Annotated in this window: 19 protein-coding genes; 18 read left to right on the forward strand and 1 reads right to left on the reverse strand. The window is 67.9% G+C overall.

The features are described from left to right. Positions 1-360: 360 nt before the first annotated feature. The 18 genes from ABTZ94_RS28890 to ABTZ94_RS28975 all read left to right on the forward strand — a co-directional run bounded on the left by ABTZ94_RS28890 (position 361) and on the right by ABTZ94_RS28975 (position 16792). Complete coding sequence (locus ABTZ94_RS28890) at positions 361-1464, forward strand: LCP family protein (RefSeq protein ID WP_351204957.1); 1104 nt, start codon at positions 361-363, stop codon at positions 1462-1464. 142 nt (positions 1465-1606) lie between these two features. Further along, positions 1607-1831: a 50S ribosomal protein L31 gene (gene rpmE / locus ABTZ94_RS28895; protein ID WP_351204959.1), complete on the forward strand. Its 225-nt coding sequence runs from the start codon at positions 1607-1609 to the stop codon at positions 1829-1831. Between the two features lie 156 nt (positions 1832-1987). Continuing rightward, on the forward strand, positions 1988-3064 hold the full coding sequence (gene prfA / locus ABTZ94_RS28900) for a peptide chain release factor 1 (RefSeq protein ID WP_351204961.1): 1077 nt from the start codon (positions 1988-1990) through the stop codon (positions 3062-3064). A 42-nt stretch (positions 3065-3106) separates the two neighbouring features. After that, a complete protein-coding gene (gene prmC / locus ABTZ94_RS28905) occupies positions 3107-3952 on the forward strand; it encodes a peptide chain release factor N(5)-glutamine methyltransferase (protein ID WP_351204963.1) in 846 nt (281 codons plus the stop codon). A 64-nt stretch (positions 3953-4016) separates the two neighbouring features. Then, positions 4017-4664, forward strand: coding sequence for an L-threonylcarbamoyladenylate synthase (locus ABTZ94_RS28910; RefSeq protein ID WP_351204965.1), 648 nt, complete (start codon positions 4017-4019; stop codon positions 4662-4664). Beyond that, entirely contained in the window at positions 4661-5302 is a 642-nt protein-coding gene (locus ABTZ94_RS28915; RefSeq protein ID WP_351204967.1) for an arsenate reductase/protein-tyrosine-phosphatase family protein, read from the forward strand. Before ABTZ94_RS28910 ends, ABTZ94_RS28915 begins: the two co-directional genes overlap by 4 nt. A gap of 157 nt (positions 5303-5459) precedes the next feature. Continuing rightward, positions 5460-6725: a serine hydroxymethyltransferase gene (glyA, locus tag ABTZ94_RS28920; RefSeq protein WP_351204969.1), complete on the forward strand. Its 1266-nt coding sequence runs from the start codon at positions 5460-5462 to the stop codon at positions 6723-6725. Between the two features lie 92 nt (positions 6726-6817). Beyond that, on the forward strand, positions 6818-8203 hold the full coding sequence (locus tag ABTZ94_RS28925; RefSeq protein WP_351204971.1) for an MraY family glycosyltransferase: 1386 nt from the start codon (positions 6818-6820) through the stop codon (positions 8201-8203). 262 nt (positions 8204-8465) lie between these two features. Further along, a complete protein-coding gene (locus tag ABTZ94_RS28930; protein WP_351204973.1) occupies positions 8466-8903 on the forward strand; it encodes a Cg1360 family ATP-synthase-associated protein in 438 nt (145 codons plus the stop codon). A 225-nt stretch (positions 8904-9128) separates the two neighbouring features. Next, a complete protein-coding gene (gene atpB / locus ABTZ94_RS28935) occupies positions 9129-9950 on the forward strand; it encodes a F0F1 ATP synthase subunit A (protein ID WP_351204975.1) in 822 nt (273 codons plus the stop codon). Positions 9951-10023: 73 nt separating this feature from the next. Then, positions 10024-10263 (forward strand): ATP synthase subunit C-like protein, encoded by a 240-nt coding sequence (locus tag ABTZ94_RS28940; protein ID WP_351204977.1) that lies wholly within the window; start codon positions 10024-10026, stop codon positions 10261-10263. A 42-nt stretch (positions 10264-10305) separates the two neighbouring features. Next, positions 10306-10848 (forward strand): F0F1 ATP synthase subunit B, encoded by a 543-nt coding sequence (locus ABTZ94_RS28945; protein ID WP_351204979.1) that lies wholly within the window; start codon positions 10306-10308, stop codon positions 10846-10848. Beyond that, positions 10845-11660, forward strand: coding sequence for a F0F1 ATP synthase subunit delta (locus tag ABTZ94_RS28950; RefSeq protein WP_351204981.1), 816 nt, complete (start codon positions 10845-10847; stop codon positions 11658-11660). Before ABTZ94_RS28945 ends, ABTZ94_RS28950 begins: the two co-directional genes overlap by 4 nt. Positions 11661-11793: 133 nt before the next feature. After that, positions 11794-13365, forward strand: coding sequence for a F0F1 ATP synthase subunit alpha (gene atpA, locus ABTZ94_RS28955; RefSeq protein WP_093894471.1), 1572 nt, complete (start codon positions 11794-11796; stop codon positions 13363-13365). 3 nt (positions 13366-13368) lie between these two features. Next, complete coding sequence (locus ABTZ94_RS28960) at positions 13369-14283, forward strand: F0F1 ATP synthase subunit gamma (protein ID WP_351204983.1); 915 nt, start codon at positions 13369-13371, stop codon at positions 14281-14283. Further along, the gene (gene atpD, locus ABTZ94_RS28965; protein WP_351204985.1) at positions 14283-15725 is read left to right on the forward strand and encodes a F0F1 ATP synthase subunit beta; all 1443 of its coding nucleotides are present in this window, start codon (positions 14283-14285) and stop codon (positions 15723-15725) included. The genes ABTZ94_RS28960 and atpD overlap by 1 nt, the downstream gene beginning before the upstream one ends. A 110-nt stretch (positions 15726-15835) precedes the next feature. Then, positions 15836-16210, forward strand: coding sequence for a F0F1 ATP synthase subunit epsilon (locus tag ABTZ94_RS28970; RefSeq protein WP_351204987.1), 375 nt, complete (start codon positions 15836-15838; stop codon positions 16208-16210). Positions 16211-16345: 135 nt separating this feature from the next. Further along, positions 16346-16792, forward strand: coding sequence for a DUF2550 domain-containing protein (locus ABTZ94_RS28975; RefSeq protein ID WP_351204991.1), 447 nt, complete (start codon positions 16346-16348; stop codon positions 16790-16792). A gap of 147 nt (positions 16793-16939) precedes the next feature. On the opposite strand, the gene ABTZ94_RS28980 is transcribed toward ABTZ94_RS28975, so the two are convergent. Continuing rightward, on the reverse strand, positions 16940-17128 hold a 189-nt coding region (locus ABTZ94_RS28980; protein ID WP_351204989.1), incomplete at its 5' end, for a transposase.

Below are 17128 nucleotides of genomic sequence, written 5' to 3' on the forward strand. Positions count from 1 at the left end.
CAGGGCCGCCCTCGTCACTCCGGTGACGAGGGCGGCCCTGCCTCGTAGGGCCCGCCAATGCGGCGCAGTCGATTCGACCCTTCTGGCCGATTCGAGACCTTCGCCACACGACCGTCGCGACGACAGAGGCCGCCACGATGCCTGTATCTGGCAAGAAACCGCAGGTGAATGCGGGATCACCAGCTGTTCATCAAAGCCACGCGTCCCTTTGTTCTCACGCGGACGTGACAGGTCGCTGTGCAACCCTTCTTGGTGCTGCGACGTCGTACGAAGTGGAAACAAGTCGTCAAAGCCGACAAAACCAGTGCCCGAACACCGCTGCAGGGGTAGCCGGGAGACGCTGACGACCGAAGGAGAAGGATGACCGGGCAGAGTGGAGGCGGCGGCCGAATACGCCCGACCGGCAAACGCCGGAAGAGGCCTTCTGGCCGGCGCAGGGGGACGGTGATCGCCGCCTGGACCCTGGCAGGTGCCGTGGTCGTCGGCGGCGGCGGGCTCGGATACGCCTACTTCAAGCTCAACGGCAATCTCAAGGCCGTCGACATCAACGCGGCGCTCGGCAAGAACCGCCCCGACAACGTCGACAACGGCTCCGAGGACATCCTCGTACTCGGCTCGGACTCCCGCTCCGGCGCGAACTCCGAGTACGGCGCCGACGAAGGAACGGCCCGTTCCGATACCGCGATGGTCGTGCACATCAACAAGGGCCACAAGAGCGCCTCCGTCGTCTCCATCCCGCGCGACACCCTCATCAACCGCCCCGACTGCACCAGCGACACCACGGGGCAGCCCGTCGCGGGCGAGCAGCGCGCGATGTTCAACACGGCGTACGAGGTCGGCGGACCGGCCTGTGCGGTCAAGACCGTCGAGTCCATGTCCGGCATCCGCATGGACCACTACCTCGAAGTCGACTTCACCGGCTTCAAGAAGCTCATCGACGAGCTGGGCGGCGTGAAGATCACCACCACCAAGGCGATCCACGACTCCAAGAGCCATCTGAATCTCGAACCCGGCACCCACACCCTCGACGGCGAGCAGTCGCTGGGCCTCGTCCGCACCCGCAAGAGCGTCGGCGACGGCAGCGACCTCGGCCGCATCCAGCTCCAGCAGGCGTTCATCAAGGCGCTGATGGAACAGGCCAAGAGCATCGGAGTGTTCTCGAACCCGAAGACTCTCTTCGGCCTCGCGGACACAGCGACAAAGGCCGTCACCACCGACTCCGACCTGGGTTCGGTCGAGCAGCTCACCGGCTTCGCGAACGGCCTCAAGGGGCTCGGTTCGAAGAACGTCCACATGGTCACGCTGCCCGTGCAGTACGACCCGGCCGACCCGAACCGCGTCGTACCGCTGGAGGAGGCCGCCCAGCAGGTGTGGACGGCGCTCAAGCACGACAAGGCCATCCCGGCCTCCGCCACCGAGAACTCGGCTGGCGACAAGGGCGTCGCGGGCAGTGTTGTGCAGTGACCGGGCGGGCCGGGAATAGTTGCGGCCCGCCCCCGGTTTTGGGAGATACGGCCGGTCCTGGCAGACTGGTACGTCGGCCCCGGTTCACGGACGCGCAATCCGTGCGTACGACCCGGCGCCCTCCCGAACCTAGGAGAAACCCTTGAAGCGCGACATCCACCCCGAGTACGTCGAGACGCAGGTCAGCTGCACCTGCGGCGCGTCGTTCACGACCCGGAGCACCATCGGCGGCGGCTCCATCCGCGCCGACGTCTGCTCCGAGTGCCACCCGTTCTACACGGGCAAGCAGAAGATCCTCGACACCGGTGGCCGCGTGGCCCGCTTCGAGGCCCGCTTCGGCAAGGCTGCCGGCTCCGCCAGCAAGTAGCGAGCCACTGCGCCGGTTCTCGACGCCCTCTTCCCGGGGGCGCCGAGACCGGCGTTTTTTTCCGGTCCCGGGTTACGGGCCGTCCCCGTACCCGGGCCCGGACAGCACCACGCCGTCCAGCAGGCACGTTTGAGTGAAGAAACCAGGAGCCCGGAGATGTTCGAGGCGGTCGAGGAACTGATCGGTGAACAGGCCGATCTGGAGAAGAAGCTCGCGGACCCGGCGGTCCACGCCGACCAGGCCAACGCGCGCAGGCTCAACAAGCGCTACGCCGAGCTGACCCCGATCGTCGGCACGTACCGCTCCTGGAAGCGGGCCGGGGACGACATCGAGACGGCACGCGAGTTCGCCGCCGACGACCCCGACTTCGCCGCCGAGGTCAAGGACCTGGAGAAGCAGCGCGAAGAGCTCACCGAGAAGCTCCGCCTCCTCCTGGTCCCGCGCGACCCCAGCGACGACAAGGACGTGCTCCTGGAGATCAAGGCGGGCGCGGGCGGCGACGAGTCCGCCCTGTTCGCCGGCGATCTGCTGCGGATGTATCTGCGCTACGCCGAGCGCATCGGCTGGAAGACCGAGATCATCGACTCCACCGAGTCCGAGCTCGGCGGCTACAAGGACGTCCAGGTCGCCGTGAAGACCAAGGGCGGCAACGGCGCCACCGAGCCCGGCCAGGGCGTGTGGGCCCGACTGAAGTACGAGGGCGGGGTGCACCGCGTACAGCGGGTGCCGTCCACCGAGTCCCAGGGCCGTATCCACACCTCCGCCGCCGGTGTGCTCGTCACGCCCGAGGCCGAGGAGGTCGACGTCGAGATCCGCGCCAACGATCTCCGTATCGACGTCTACCGCTCCTCGGGACCCGGCGGCCAGTCCGTCAACACCACGGACTCGGCGGTCCGCATCACCCACCTGCCGACCGGTGTCGTCGCCTCCTGCCAGAACGAGAAGAGCCAGCTCCAGAACAAGGAGCAGGCCATGCGTATCCTGCGTTCGCGACTGCTCGCGGCCGCCCAGGAAGCCGCCGAGCAGGAAGCTTCGGACGTACGACGCAGCCAGGTGCGTACGGTCGACCGTTCCGAGAAGATCCGTACGTACAACTTCCCGGAAAACCGCATCTCGGACCACCGCGTCGGCTTCAAGGCGTACAACTTGGACCAGGTGCTCGACGGCGACCTGGATTCCGTGATCCAGGCCTGTGTCGACGCCGACTCCGCCGCCAAGCTCGCCGCCGCATAAGACCGAGCCCGCCCCACCCGTAACCCCGTACGGAGAACCGCGATGAACCTGCTGCTCGCCGAGGTGGCCCAGGCCACCCAGCGGCTGGCCGACGCCGGTGTCCCTTCACCGCGATTCGACGCGGAGGAGCTCGCCGCGTTCGTGCACGGCGTCAAGCGGGGCGAGCTGCACCGTGTGCCGGACGCCGACTTCGACGCCCGCTACTGGGAGGCCATCGCCCGCCGCGAGGCCCGCGAACCGCTGCAGCACATCACCGGACGCGCCTTCTTCCGCTACCTGGAGCTCCAGGTCGGACCCGGTGTCTTCGTCCCCCGCCCGGAGACCGAATCGGTCGTCGGCTGGGCGATAGACGCCGTCCGCGCGATGGATGTCGTCGAGCCGCTCATCGTCGACCTTTGCAGCGGATCGGGCGCCATCGCCCTGGCCATGGCCCAGGAGGTTCCCCGCTCACGCGTGCACGCCGTGGAGCTCTCCGACGACGCCCTGAAGTGGACCAGGAAGAACGCCGAGGGGTCGCGGGTCACCGTCCACCACGGAGACGCGCTCACGGCCCTTCCCGAGCTCGACGGCCAGGTCGACCTGGTCATCTCCAACCCGCCGTACATCCCGCTCACCGAATGGGAGTACGTGGCACCCGAGGCCCGTGACCACGACCCGCAGATGGCCCTTTTCTCCGGCGAGGACGGCCTCGACACCATCCGCGGCATCGAACGCACCGCACACCGCCTGCTGCGCCCAGGCGGCCTCGTCGTCATCGAGCACGCCGACACCCAGGGCGGCCAGGTGCCGTGGATCTTCACCGAGGAACGCGGCTGGGCCGATGCGGCTGACCACCCCGACCTGAACAACCGGCCGCGCTTCGCCACGGCCCGCAAGGCGATGCCGTGACCGGCGGCCACCACCCGCACGACCCGTATCCGTCATACCCGTACATGCTTGAGGAGGCCGGCTGATGGCACGGCGATACGACTGCAACGACGCGACCGACCGTACGACGGGTCTGCGCGAAGCCGCGTCCGCCGTCCGCCGCGGCGAACTGGTCGTGCTGCCCACCGACACCGTGTACGGGATCGGTGCGGACGCCTTCAGTTCCGAGGGTGTCGGCGACCTGCTCGACGCCAAGGGCCGCGGACGCAACATGCCGACGCCCGTCCTGATCGGCTCCCCGAACACCCTGCACGGACTGGTGACCGACTTCTCCGAGCAGGCCTGGGAGCTCGTCGACGCCTTCTGGCCCGGCGCTCTCACGCTCGTCGCCAAGCACCAGCCGTCGCTGCAGTGGGACCTCGGGGACACCCGCGGCACCGTCGCCATCCGGATGCCGCTGCACCCGGTCGCCATCGAACTGCTCACCGAGGTCGGCCCGATGGCCGTCTCCAGCGCCAACCTCACCGGACACCCGGCCCCCGAGGACTGCGACGCCGCCCAGGAGATGCTCGGCGACTCCGTCTCCGTCTACCTCGACGGCGGCCCGACCCCCGGCATCGTGCCGTCCTCCATCGTCGACGTCACCGGCCGGGTGCCGGTACTGCTGCGCGCCGGTGCGCTCTCCGCCGAGGAACTCCGCAAGGTGGTACCCGACCTCGAGGTGGCCAATTGACCGCCCCTGAGGGGCGTGGCATAGCGGGGCAGGCCGACACTTTCCGCATCCTCCACGTCAGCACCGGCAACGTCTGCCGCTCACCGATCACCGAGCGGCTGACCAGGCACGCCCTGGTGGACCGCCTCGGCGATCCGCGTCAAGGCGGACTGATCGTGGAGAGCGCGGGCACCTGGGGCCACGAAGGCGCCCCCATGGAGGCCAACGCCGAGATCGTCCTCGCAGACTTCGGCGCCGACACCACCGGCTTCGTCGGCCGGGAACTGCTCGACGAGCATGTGATCCGCGCCGACCTGGTGCTCACCGCCACCCGCGACCACCGGGCACAGGTGATCTCGATGGGTCACTCGGCCGGCCTGCGGACCTTCACCCTCAAGGAATTCACCCGGCTGGTCCGGGCCATAGACCCCGCCACGCTGCCCGACCCGCGCGACGAGGGCGTCGTCGAGCGCGCCCGCGCACTGGTCCGCGCCGCGGCCGCGCTGCGCGGCTGGCTGCTGGCCCCCACGGCCGAGGCCGACGAGGTGTACGACCCGTACGGCGCACCGATCACGTTCTTCCGGTCCATCGGCGACGAGATCAACCAGGCCCTCGACCCGGTGGTCACCGCGCTGACCGGCGTACCCACCCCGCACTGACGTTTGCGCCTGCGCCACTCTGACGGCCGTACACACGGGCCCGGCACCCCTGGGCCGGGCGGGTGGACGGCGTCGCCGCACAGCAGGCAGGGAGCCCGTCACGGGCCTACATTGGAGCTGACGCCAGCGCACCCCTCCCCAGGCCCGGAGCCGTCAGATGCCGGTCACCACTCCTGCCGCACCCACCCTCGCTGCCGGGGCCGCCCTGCCACAGGACTTCGGCGCCCTGCTCCGGGAGGACCCGGAGATCGCCGCCGTACTGCTGGAGGAGCTGCACCGGCAGTCGAGCACCCTTCAGCTGATCGCCGCCGAGAACTTCACCTCGCCCGCGGTCCTCGCCGCCCTCGGCTCACCGCTCGCCAACAAGTACGCCGAGGGCTACCCCGGCGCCCGCTACCACGGCGGGTGCGAGCAGGCCGACGCCGCCGAACACATCGCCTGCCGACGGGCCACCTCGCTCTTCGGCGCCGAACACGCCAACGTCCAGGCGCACTCCGGCTCCTCCGCCGTCCTCGCCGCATACGCGGCCCTGCTGCGCCCCGGCGACACGGTGCTCGCGATGGGACTCCCGTACGGCGGGCATCTCACCCATGGCTCGCCGGCCAACTTCTCCGGCCGCTGGTTCGAGTTCATCGGTTACGGGGTGGACTCCGAGAGCGGCCTGATCGACTACGAGCAGGTGCGCACCCTGGCCCGTGCGCACCGCCCCAAGGCGATCGTCAGCGGCTCGATCTCCTACCCCCGCCATCCCGACTACGAGCTGTTCCGGGAGATCGCCGACGAGGTGGGCGCGTACCTCATCGCCGACGCGGCGCACCCGATGGGGCTGATCGCCGGGGGAGCGGCGCCGAGCCCTGTCCCGTACGCCGATGTGGTCTGCGCGACTACGCACAAGGTGCTGCGCGGTCCGCGCGGCGGGATGATCCTGTGCGGTGCGGAACTGGCCGAGCGGATCGACCGGGCGGTCTTCCCGTTCACCCAGGGCGGCGCGCAGATGCACACGGTCGCCGCGAAGGCCGTCGCGTTCGCAGAAGCGGCCACTGCGGCGTTCACGGCGTACGCCCACCGAGTGGTCGCCCATGCCCGGGTGCTGGCCGCAGGTCTGGAGGCCGAGGGCTTCGAGGTCACCACGGGCGGCACGGACACCCACCTGATCGTCGCGGACGCGGCCCCACTGGGCGCCGACGGGCCCACCGCCCGCGCCCGGCTGGCAGCGGCGGGCCTGGTGCTGGACACCTGCGCGCTTCCGTACGGGGATGCCCGGGGCATCAGACTCGGTACCGCGGCCGTCACCACCCAGGGCATGGACGACGCCGACATGGCACGGCTGGCCGTGCTTTTCGGAGCGGCGGTGCGTGAGGAAGGAGACATCCGCGCGGAGGTTCAGGAACTGGCCCGGAAATATCCGCCCTATCCGGGGTAGACGTGGTCCGTGCAACCATCGGCCCGGCCTCCGTGTCCTCAACCACGAGCCCGACGTAGTTAAGGTGTGGGCTGAGATGGCCGGCGAAATCTATGGGGCAGCCCGTGCGTGATTATCTGCTGACGCTCTGTGTCACGGCCGCGGTCACCTATCTGCTGACCGGCCCGGTGCGCAAGTTCGCGATCGCGGTCGGGGCGATGCCCGCGATCCGTGCGCGTGACGTCCACCGAGAACCGACACCGAGGCTCGGCGGCATCGCCATGTTCGGCGGACTGTGCGCCGGACTGATCGTCGCGTCCCATCTGCACAACCTCGACTGGGTCTTCCAACTCTCCAACGAGCCGCGGGCGCTGCTTTCCGGTGCCGCGCTGATATGGCTGATCGGTGTTCTGGACGACAAGTTCGAGATCGACGCACTGATCAAGCTCGGCGGCCAGATGATCGCCGCCGCGGTCATGGTCATCCAGGGCCTGACGATTCTGTGGCTGCCGATCCCCGGTGTCGGCACCGTCGCGCTCACCCAGTGGCAGGGCACACTGCTCACGGTCGCCCTGGTCGTCATCACCATCAACGCGGTCAACTTCGTCGACGGTCTGGACGGTCTCGCGGCGGGCATGGTGTGCATCGCCTCCGCGGCGTTCTTCCTGTACACGTACCGGCTCTGGTACGGGCACATGATCGAGGCGGCGGCGCCCGCGACGCTCTTCACGGCGATCCTGATGGGCATGTGCCTGGGCTTTCTGCCGCACAACATGCATCCGGCCCGGATCTTCATGGGCGACTCGGGTTCGATGCTGATCGGCCTGGTACTGGCGGCCGGTGCGATCTCGGTCACCGGGCAGGTCGACCCGGACACGATGAAGCTCTTCGCCGGCAGCGAGCGCGAGGCCACCCACGCGATGCTGCCGGTCTTCATCCCGCTGCTGCTGCCGCTGACCATCATCGCGATCCCGGCCGCCGACCTGGTGCTGGCGATCGTGCGGCGTACGTGGAACGGTCAGTCGCCGTTCGCGGCGGACCGCGGCCATCTGCACCACCGGCTGCTGGAGATCGGCCATTCGCACAGCAGGTCCGTGCTGATCATGTACTTCTGGTCGGCCCTGATCGCCTTCGGCGCGGTCGGCTACTCCGTGCACTCGGCGTCCCTGTGGATCGTGCTGGTGATCATGGGGATGAGCGCGCTGGGCCTCGTACTGCTGCTGATGCCCCGCTTCACCCCGCGGGCGCCGTACTGGGCGGAACGTTTCGTACCGCCTCGCTACCGGCGTTATCGCGGTAGGGGCAAGGTGCCCGAGACGGAACCCTCATTCGCACCTGAGGCCCAACAGGGGCCGCTGGAAACGCAGATGGGGCAGGAGGGGCACGAGCCTCAGGGGAGGGCCTCGATCGTCGTGGGAGTCTCCGGCGTCAACGGGGCGACTGCCATCAGCTCCCGTTCGCGTTTTTCGGACAGAGATAGGGCTGATTCCACGCATTGACGATTCGGTCATCAAGGGGCAATACCAGACAAGTCGTTGAGTTGCCTTGCTCACACGCGCAGGTTCACTCTCACGTGTGACAGCGAGCACACTTTCTTGGTAAAGACCTCATCAAATAGTTTGTGATACCGTTCACTAAGCCCGGCGACGGAGTTGAGGGACCTGAGTGCCACGGTCCATCGGCCCGAGGCATCGACTCCGACCGGGCCTACGCTCGTCCATGACGACACACTGCCCACCCCCTGCAAGCGGAGCTGCCGCCATGCCGTCCAACGACGTCCGGACTCTCCTTCAAGCCGCCGTACCCACCGCTGTCGCCGGCGCTGTTGCCGCCGCCGTCAGCGGTGGCGTCGCGGGCGGCAAGGGAGCCCTGGGCGCGGTCGTTGCGACGATCGTGGTGATCCTCTTCATGGGGATCGGACTTGTGGTCCTGCAACGGACCGCGCGGTCCCTGCCTCACCTGTTCCAGGCGATGGGGCTGATGCTGTATACGGCTCAGCTTCTCCTGCTGTTCATCTTTGTCGCCGCATTCAAGAACACCACGATGTTCAACCCGAAGGCCTTCGCGATCACGCTGGTCGCGGCGACCCTCGTGTGGATCGGCGCCCAGGCGCGTGCGCACATGAAGGCCAAGATCCTTTACGTCGAACCCGAGTCCGACAAGGGTGAAAGGCCCAAGAACACGGGATCGAAGTGGTGAAGGGTAGGGGCGGGATAAGCGAGGGTTCAGGACCCTGCTATCGTCCGGTTCCAACTGCGGCACTGCGGGCGCGGGCATGTGAGCTGACGCCTGCTCGATCGCGAGGCTCAATGCCTGACTGCCGCCCACACATCCGTTACACCAGTCCAGTGCCGAACCGCGGCTGCGCGCCGCGCCGACACAACGAGGTTGCCGTACCTATGCGCCACGCTGAAGGAGCCCGCGGTGAGTGCTGACCCGACACAGGTGCTCGCCTTCGAGACCGATTGCCACATCTTCGACGGTTGTGGTTTCCCGGCACCCGGCCTGCACTCGTTCCTGTTCGAGCCCCTCTGGGGCGACGCGGACAGCAACCTGTACTTCAACAAGCCGATGCTGCTGGCCCTGCTCGGCTCGGTCATCATCGTCGGTTTCTTCTGGGCCGCCTTCCGCAAGCCGAAGGTCGTTCCCGGCAAGCTGCAGATGGTCGCCGAGACCGGCTACGACTTCATCCGTCGCGGCATCGTCCACGAGACGATCGGCAGGCGCGAGGGCGAGAAATACGTCCCGCTCGTTGTCTCGCTGTTCTTCTTCGTCTGGATGATGAACCTTTGGTCGATCATCCCGGTCGCCCAGTTCCCGGTGACGTCGATCATCTCCTACCCCATCGTGCTGGCGGCGATCGTCTACGTCCTGTGGGTCAGCCTGACCTTCAAGCGGCACGGCTTCGTCGGCGCTTTCAAGAACTTCACCGGATACGACAAGTCGCTCGGCCCGGTGCTGCCGCTGGCCATGACGATCGAGCTCTTCTCGAACCTGCTGGTCCGGCCCTTCACCCACGCAGTGCGACTCTTCGCGAACATGTTTGCAGGCCACACGCTGCTGCTGCTGTTCACGATCGCCAGCTGGTACCTGCTCAACGGCATCGGGATCGCCTACGCGGGCGTCTCCTTTGTGATGGTCATCGTGATGACTGCGTTCGAGCTCTTCATCCAGGCGCTGCAGGCGTACGTCTTCGTGCTCCTGACCTGCACCTTCATCCAGGGCGCGCTCGCCGAGCACCACTGAGCATCCCGCAACCGACCCTTATTCGTCCGGTGGCCAACCCCCACCGGTCCTTGAAAGAGAAGGAAGAACTGGCATGTCCCAGACCCTTGCCGCTGTCACCGGCGACCTGAAGGCTCTCGGCTCCATCGGTTACGGCCTCGCGGCCATCGGCCCCGGCGTCGGCGTCGGCATCATCTTCGGTAACGGCACCCAGGCCCTGGCCCGCCAGCCCGAGGCGGCCGGCCTCATCCGCGCCAACCAGATCCTCGGCTTCGCCTTCTGTGAGGCGCTCGCCCTCATCGGTCTGGTCATGCCGTTCGTCTACGCCTCCTGATCGGCGGATCAAAGACCAGCCAACTAGACGAAAGGCAATGACGTGAGCCAGATGCTTACGATCGCGGCCGAGACGGAAAACCCTCTCGTCCCGCCGATCCCCGAGCTCGTCATCGGCCTCATCGCCTTCCTCATCGTCTTCGGCTTCCTTGCCAAGAAGCTCCTCCCGAACATCAACAAGGTTCTGGAAGAGCGTCGCGAGGCGATCGAAGGCGGTATCGAAAAGGCCGATGCGGCCCAGACCGAGGCCCAGAGCGTTCTTGAGCAGTACAAGGCTCAGCTCGCCGAGGCCCGCCACGAAGCCGCTCGTCTGCGCCAGGAGGCGCAGGAGCAGGGCGCCGTGATCCTGCAGGAGATGCGGGCGGAAGGCCAGCGGCAGCGCGAGGAGATCATCGCTGCCGGCCACGCCCAGATCGAGGCCGACCGCAAGGCCGCGGCCTCCGCGCTGCGCCAGGACGTGGGCAAGCTCGCCACCGACCTGGCCGGCAAGCTCGTCGGCGAGTCCCTCGAGGACCACGCCCGGCAGAGCGGCACCGTCGACCGTTTCCTCGACGAGCTCGAGGCGAAGGCCGAGGCTGTCCGATGAACGGCGCGAGCCGCGAGGCACTGGCTGCCGCACGTGAGCGTCTCGACGCGCTGACCGACAACACGTCGGTCGACGCGGCGAAGCTCGCCGAGGAGCTGGCAGCCGTAACGGCGCTGCTCCAGCGCGAGGTCTCACTGCGGCGGGTCCTGACCGACCCGTCGCAGGCCGGCGAGGCCAAGGCCGAGCTGGCCGGACGACTGCTGCGCGGTCAGGTGGGCGGCGAGACCGTCGACCTGATCTCCGGCATGGTCCGCTCCCGCTGGTCGCAGTCGCGTGACCTGGTCGACGTGGTCGAGGAGCTGGCGAACATCGCAGACCTCACCGCCGCCCAGCGCAGCGGAGACCTCGACGACGTCGAGGACGAGGTGTTCCGGTTCGGCCGGATCGTCGCCTCCGACAAGGAGCTGCGCGCCGCGCTCACCAGCCGGTCCGCGTCCGCCGTCGCCAAGGGCCAGCTGCTGCGCAGCCTGCTCGGCGGCAAGGCACGGCCCACCACCGAGCGCGTCGTCGTGCGGCTTGTCACCCAGCCGCGTGGACGTAGCCTGGAAGCGGGACTCGAGTCCCTCTCCAAGCTTGCCGCGGAGCGCCGGGACCGCATGGTCGCCGTGGTCACCTCGGCAGTGCCGCTGAGCGATCGGCAGAAGCAGCGTCTCGGCGCCGCACTGGCGAAGATCTACGGTCGGCCGATGCACCTGAATCTCGATGTGGACCCCACGGTCCTCGGCGGGATCGCGGTGCGGGTCGGTGACGAGGTCATCAACGGCACCATCGCGGAGCGCCTCGACGAGGCGACCCGTCGCATGGCCGGCTGACGAGCGCAGCAACAGAACAGAGCAAGACCAGCGGCCCGGTTGGGCCGTGCAGAAATTGCAGAAGATTCCTGGGGGTCGGCCCCCAGACCCCCTTAAGAAACTTCGGGCCCAACAAGGAGAGCAGGGAACCCAGATGGCGGAGCTCACGATCCGGCCGGAGGAGATCCGGGACGCGCTGGAGAACTTTGTCCAGTCGTACAAGCCGGACGCGGCCTCGCGCGAGGAGGTCGGTACGGTCAGCGTTGCCGGCGACGGCATCGCAAAGGTCGAGGGTCTTCCCTCGGCCATGGCGAACGAGCTGCTGAAGTTCGAGGACGGCACCCTCGGTCTCGCCCTCAACCTCGAGGAGCGCGAGATCGGTGCGATCGTCCTCGGCGAGTTCAGCGGCATCGAAGAGGGCCAGCCGGTGCAGCGCACCGGTGAGGTGCTCTCCGTCGGCGTCGGCGAGGGTTACCTCGGCCGCGTCGTCGACCCGCTCGGCAACCCGATCGACGGTCTCGGCGAGATCGCGACCGACAGCCGCCGCGCCCTCGAGCTGCAGGCCCCTGGCGTCATGGTCCGTAAGTCGGTGCACGAGCCGATGCAGACCGGCTACAAGGCCGTCGACGCCATGGTGCCGATCGGCCGCGGCCAGCGTCAGCTGATCATTGGTGACCGTCAGACGGGTAAGACCGCTCTGGCCGTCGACACGATCATCAACCAGCGCGACAACTGGCGCTCGGGCGACGTGAACAAGCAGGTGCGCTGCATCTACGTCGCCATCGGTCAGAAGGGTTCCACCATCGCCTCCGTGCGTGGTGCCCTGGAAGAGGCCGGCGCGCTCGAGTACACGACCATCGTCGCCGCCCCGGCGTCCGACCCGGCCGGCTTCAAGTACCTGGCGCCGTACACCGGTTCGGCCATCGGCCAGCACTGGATGTACCAGGGCAAGCACGTCCTGATCATCTTCGACGACCTCTCGAAGCAGGCCGACGCCTACCGCGCCGTGTCGCTTCTGCTGCGCCGTCCGCCGGGCCGCGAGGCCTACCCGGGCGACGTCTTCTACCTGCACTCGCGTCTGCTGGAGCGCTGCGCGAAGCTCTCCGACGAGATGGGCGCCGGTTCGATGACGGGCCTCCCGATCGTCGAGACCAAGGCGAACGACGTGTCGGCGTTCATCCCGACCAACGTCATCTCCATCACCGACGGTCAGTGCTTCCTGGAGTCCGACCTGTTCAACGCCGGCCAGCGTCCGGCTCTGAACGTCGGTATCTCGGTCTCCCGTGTCGGTGGCTCCGCCCAGCACAAGGCCATGCGCCAGGTCTCCGGCCGACTCCGTGTCGACCTCGCCCAGTACCGCGAGCTGGAGGCGTTCGCCGCCTTCGGCTCCGACCTGGACGCGGCTTCGAAGGCGTCGCTGGAGCGCGGTAAGCGCATGGTCGAGCTGCTGAAGCAGCCGCAGTACCAGCCGTACCCGGTCGAGGAGCAGGTCGTCTCCATCTGGGCCGGCACCAACGGCAAGATGGACGACGTCCCGGTCGAGGACATCCGTCGCTTCGAGAGCGAGCTGCTGGAGTACCTGCGCCGCGAGCGCAAGGACCTCCTGACCAGCATTGCCGAGGGCGCCAAGATGTCCGACGACACGCTGCAGGCGATTGCCGACGCGGTCGCCGCCTTCAAGCAGCAGTTCGAGACCTCGGACGGCAAGCTGCTGGGCGAGGGCTGATCGATGGGCGCTCAGCTTCGCGTTTACAAGCGCCGCATTCGCTCCGTCACCGCCACGAAGAAGATCACCAAGGCGATGGAGATGATCGCCGCTGCGCGCATCGTCAAGGCGCAGCGCCAGGTGGTGGCGTCGACGCCGTACGCGACCGAGCTCACCCGCGCGGTGACCGCGGTGGCGACCGGCTCCACCACCAAGCACCCGCTGACCACCGAGGCCGACGCTCCGGCGCGGGCCGCGGTCCTGCTCATCACGAGCGACCGCGGCCTGGCCGGCGGTTACTCCTCCAACGCCATCAAGGCCGCGGAGCGACTGACCGAGCGGCTCCGCGGTGAGGGCAAGGAGGTCGTCACGTATGTGATCGGCCGCAAGGGTGTCGCCTACTACGGATTCCGCGAGCGCAAGGTCGAGGATTCGTGGACGGGCTTCACCGACAGCCCGACGTACGCGGATGCGAAGCGGGCTGCGGCCCCGCTGATCGAAGCGGTCACCAAGGAGACCGCCGAGGGCGGCGTGGACGAGCTGCACATCGTCTTCACGGAGTTCGTGTCGATGATGACGCAGAACCCGGTGGACAACCGGATGCTGCCGCTCAGCCTCGACGCTGCGGAGAAGGAGGACGGCAAGGGCGAGATCCTGCCGCTCTTCGACTTCGAGCCGTCGGCGGAGGACGTCCTCGACGCCCTGCTTCCGCGGTACGTCGAGAGCCGGATCTACAACGCGCTGCTGCAGGCCGCTGCTTCCGAGCACGCTGCCCGCCGCCGCGCGATGAAGTCGGCCACCGACAACGCCGGTGAGCTCATCAAGAGCCTCTCCCGGCTTGCCAACGCGGCCCGCCAGGCCGAAATCACCCAGGAAATCAGCGAGATCGTCGGTGGTGCCAGTGCGCTGGCCGACGCGACCGCGGGGAGTGACAAGTAATGACGACCACAGTTGAGACGGCCGTCGCCACGGGCCGCGTCGCCCGGGTCATCGGCCCGGTCGTCGACGTGGAGTTCCCCGTCGACGCGATGCCGGAGATCTACAACGCGCTGACCGTCGAGGTGGCCGACCCGGCCGAGGACGGCAAGCTCAAGACGCTGACGCTCGAGGTCGCCCAGCACCTCGGTGACGGCGTGATCCGCGCGATCTCGATGCAGCCCACCGACGGCCTGGTCCGCCAGGCCCCGGTGACCGACACGGGCACCGGCATCACGGTCCCGGTCGGCGACATCACCAAGGGCAAGGTGTTTAACACCCTTGGTCAGATCCTGAACAAGCCCGAGGCCGAGGCCGAGGTCACCGAGCGCTGGCCGATCCACCGCAAGGCGCCCAACTTCGACCAGCTCGAGTCCAAGACCGAGATGTTCGAGACCGGCGTCAAGGTCATCGACCTTCTCACCCCGTACGTCAAGGGTGGAAAGATCGGTCTGTTCGGTGGTGCCGGTGTCGGCAAGACCGTTCTGATCCAGGAAATGATCTACCGCGTCGCCAACAACCACGACGGTGTGTCGGTGTTCGCGGGCGTCGGTGAGCGTACCCGTGAGGGCAACGACCTCATCGAGGAAATGGCCGACTCGGGCGTCATCGACAAGACGGCGCTTGTCTTCGGTCAGATGGACGAGCCGCCGGGCACGCGTCTTCGTGTGGCGCTGGCCGGTCTGACCATGGCGGAGTACTTCCGCGATGTGCAGAAGCAGGACGTGCTCTTCTTCATCGACAACATCTTCCGGTACACCCAGGCCGGCTCCGAGGTGTCCACCCTGCTCGGCCGTATGCCGTCCGCGGTGGGTTACCAGCCGAACCTGGCCGACGAGATGGGTCTGCTGCAGGAGCGCATCACGTCGACGCGTGGTCACTCGATCACCTCGATGCAGGCGATCTACGTCCCCGCGGACGACCTGACCGACCCGGCCCCGGCCACCACCTTCGCCCACCTCGACGCGACGACGGTTCTCTCCCGTCCGATCTCCGAGAAGGGCATCTACCCGGCCGTGGACCCGCTGGACTCCACGTCCCGGATCCTGGACCCGCGCTACATCGCGCAGGACCACTACGACACCGCCATGCGGGTCAAGGGAATCCTGCAGAAGTACAAGGACCTCCAGGACATCATCGCCATTCTCGGTATGGACGAGCTCGGCGAGGAGGACAAGCTCACGGTCTTCCGCGCCCGTCGCATCGAGCGCTTCCTGTCCCAGAACACCCACGTCGCCAAGCAGTTCACCGGCGTGGACGGTTCGGACGTTCCGCTCGACGAGTCGATCACCGCGTTCAACGCGATCGCCGACGGTGAGTACGACCACTTCCCGGAGCAGGCGTTCTTCATGTGCGGTGGCATCGAGGACCTCAAGGCCAACGCCAAGGAGCTCGGCGTCTCCTGAGCCTCTGGCTCACCGAGGGGGGCGGGTGCGTCCCGTCCCCCTCACCACGCCCCGTAGAATTGACCCAACACCCGGCATGAACGGCCGGGTGGTGACCCGAGGAGCCACCCTTGGCTGCTGAGCTGCACGTCGAGCTGGTCGCCGCGGACCGCAGTGTCTGGTCCGGCGAGGCCACCCTGGTCGTCGCGCGCACCACGTCCGGCGACATCGGCGTCATGCCCGGTCACCAGCCGCTTCTGGGTGTGCTGGAATCGGGCCCGGTGACGATCCGTACGAGCGACGGCGCGACCGTGGTCGCCGCTGTGCACGGCGGTTTCATCTCGTTCGCGGACGACAAGCTCTCGATGCTCGCGGAGATCGCGGAGCTGGCGGACGAGATCGATGTCCAGCGCGCCGAGCGTGCGCTGGAGCGTGCGAAGTCGGACACGGACGCCGCCTCCGAGCGGCGCGCCGAAGTGCGACTGCGTGCGGTGGCGGTGCGCTAGCGCACCGCGACAACGTAGCTTTACCCTCAGCCGCGGCCCGAGCTGGAGACCACTCCAGACCGTGCCGCGGCTGAGGCGATGCAGGTGCGGTTCTGGCGGTATCCGTTACTCGACGACGCGAGGAGGTCGGTGGAGATGTTCCTCGCGCTGTGGGTGGGCGGGCTGGTCGTCGCACTGGTCGCGGTTGGTCTCTTCGTCTTCGGTCTGCGCCGGCGGCTGATTCAGCGCTCCGGCGGGACCTTCGACTGCAGCCTGCGATGGAATGTGCCGGATGAGCCCGACCTCTCGGGCAAGGGCTGGGTGTACGGCGTCGCCCGGTACAGCGGCGACCGGATCGACTGGTTCCGGGTCTTCTCGTACGCTCCCCGCCCGCGCCGGGGCCTGGAGCGTTCCGCGATCGAGGTGGTCGCCCGTCGGCTGCCCGAGGGCGAGGAGGAACTGGCGCTCCTGTCCGACGCCGTGGTGCTCGGCTGTGTCCATCGTGGGACCCGTCTGGAGCTGGCCATGAGCGAGGACGCACTGACCGGGTTCCTCGCCTGGCTGGAGGCGGCTCCGCCCGGCCAGAGGGTGAACGTGGCCTGAGGGTCCGTACGACGTGGCCTCGGGCCCGCACGACAGCGAACGAAAAACCGGGGAGACAGGGGGCGGACCTGTCTCCCCGGCTGCTTTTCGGGGTTGTGCGCGGTACTGAGCGGGGGTTACCGGGACTCTTGCAGAAAGCCCCGGCGTTCACGGCGGGTATGAATGTATCTCGGGGCTGCTCTGACCCGCAGGCTGGAGCGGGCGATTTTGCTGCTCGATGTATTGGCGGACGATCGCCAGCGGTGCTCCGCCGCAGGATGCCGAGAAGTACGAGGGCGACCACAGGTGCCCGTGCATGATGGCGCGGTTGATGTGGCCGGTGAACTCCTGGCGTAT

Source organism: Streptomyces sp. NPDC002785 (assembly GCF_040295565.1).
Classification (GTDB): Bacteria; Actinomycetota; Actinomycetes; order Streptomycetales; family Streptomycetaceae; genus Streptomyces.